At 35.2% G+C, this 2,047-nt stretch carries 1 protein-coding gene; it reads right to left on the reverse strand.

Going from position 1 to position 2,047, the window contains the following annotated elements; all coding sequences use genetic code 11:
- Positions 1–133: 133 nt before the first annotated feature.
- Positions 134–2,047, reverse strand: a 1,914-nt coding sequence (locus CXF67_RS09520) for a DUF885 domain-containing protein (RefSeq protein ID WP_257984645.1), incomplete at its 5' end; no start/stop codon positions are given.

Genomic DNA, 2,047 nt, shown 5'->3' on the forward strand with positions numbered 1-2,047 from the left:
TTGTTGTATGAGATTAGTTGCGTGGTTTAAGTACTAAAGTTAGCAAATAAAAACCGAATAGAAAGTCCGCAAGAACTTTCGTAAATAGGCTTTTACCAGCAATTAATTTTATACGGTGTTAGCATTTGTTTAGTTATCCCTTTTCCAATGTTACATGTATATAATCGTCAATAATCTCTTCTAAAATATCTAAAGGAACAGCACCATTTTTCAAAATAGCATTGTGGAATTCTGGCAACTTGAATTTATTGCCGAGCTCTTGTTTCGCCTTTTCTCTTAATGCTAAAATTTTCATCATCCCTACCTTGTAAGCACAGGCTTGACCTGGTAATACAATATAACGCTCAATCTCAGAGATGACAACAATGGTTGGCAAACCAGTATTCGCCACCATATATTCAATGGCTTCTTCTCGTGTCCATTTTTTATAATGTATCCCGACATCCACCACTAATCTCACAGCCCTAAATATTTCAGCTTGCAATCTTCCTAGATTACCAAATGGGTCGTTTTCATAAAAGCCTAATTCAAATGCTAATTGTTCGGTATATAGAGCCCAGCCCTCGGAATAAGCTGGAAAAAAAAGAATATTCCTAAAAGTAGGCAAACCCTCTAATTCAACTTGAATTGCTGATTGAAAATGATGACCAGGAATGCCTTCGTGATAGGCTAAAGTTTTCATACCGAATTTAACAATATCCTTTGGGCTTCTTAAATTAGCAAAAAATACGCCTCCTTGTGAGCCATCTTGAGCGGGACTCGCATAATAAGCAAATGGTGAGCCTTCTTCTTTGAATTGAGGGACTCGCTTCACTTCTAAATCTGCTTTTGGAGTAATTTCAAAAGCTTCTCCAAGCCCTTGCTTTATTTCATCTAGTATCCGGTTGTATTCTGCAATAATCATCTCGCGGCCAGCATCATTATTAGGGTATAGAAAACGCTCTTCTTTGTTCAGTATTTGAATAATATCTCCAATTGTTTTAGTAGAGTCTGCATAGCCTTCGGCTTCCAAGATTGTATTCATTTCTTCTTTGATTCTTTCGACTTCTGAAAGGCCAAGACTATATAACTCTTCAGGGTTTAGATCTGTGGAGGTATTTACTTTTAGCATAAAGCGGTAGTACTCATCGCCATTAGGAAGCTTCCAAACACCTGCATCGTTAGTTGCATTAACATTTAGCTTTTCGATATAATCAATTAACCTTTGGTAAGCAGGAAACACTATTAGTTCAATAGCCTCTACAACCTGTTTTTTATAAGTTGCTTTTTGGTCTTCAGAAATATCATCTATTGCATCCACTTTAGTTTCAAAATTGGCATAGAGGATATTTGAAGTCACTGCAAAGGTTTTGCCCATTGTATTATCAGTCAAAGAATCTTTTTGAAGTCCAATAAATTCCTTCATCTCATCAAGTACTATCGTATTAATAAATTTCGGTGGGATAATGCCTTTTGATTCTCTTATTTTAAGGTTCTCTATGAGCTGCAAAAATTTGGTGTCAAATTTTGATAGTCTGGAGATATATGCTTTAATATCACTTTCATTCTTGAGTTTGTGAGAATTTTCAAGCAAACTTGGTAATTCACTCTGTACTCCAAGCACTTGTTTTACAGGATAGTCGTGGTAAAGAAATGGTTCTCCCTGCAAACCAATATCTAGAAAGTATCCTACCTCCATGAAATGTTTCAATATTTTGGTATTGAGTTGATTATCTGGTGATTGATTGTCAAAATCATAGCTCAGCAAGGTTTCGTAATTTTCTTTTGATAGATTGAAGGCTTCCCATTTCTTAGTATCAGAAATATCGTTAAGTTCATCTTTGGTCATATCATAGAGCACAGGTAATCCTAATTCAGTAATCAACTCAGGGTTGTTTATTACAAGTCCAATCAAGGCTTTTTCATAAAAATGATTGATGTTAAAGGGTTTGAACCAGATAAGGTTTGTAAGCCATATGCCTCCAATGATAAATAGAATTAGTATCGTTCTACTTGTCCAAAATTTCCAGCTTTTTTTTTGAGTCATGATTTGTAATTCTATGTAAGT

The sequence above is a fragment of the Psychroflexus sp. MES1-P1E genome, from assembly GCF_002836055.1.
GTDB lineage: Bacteria > Bacteroidota > Bacteroidia > Flavobacteriales > Flavobacteriaceae > Psychroflexus.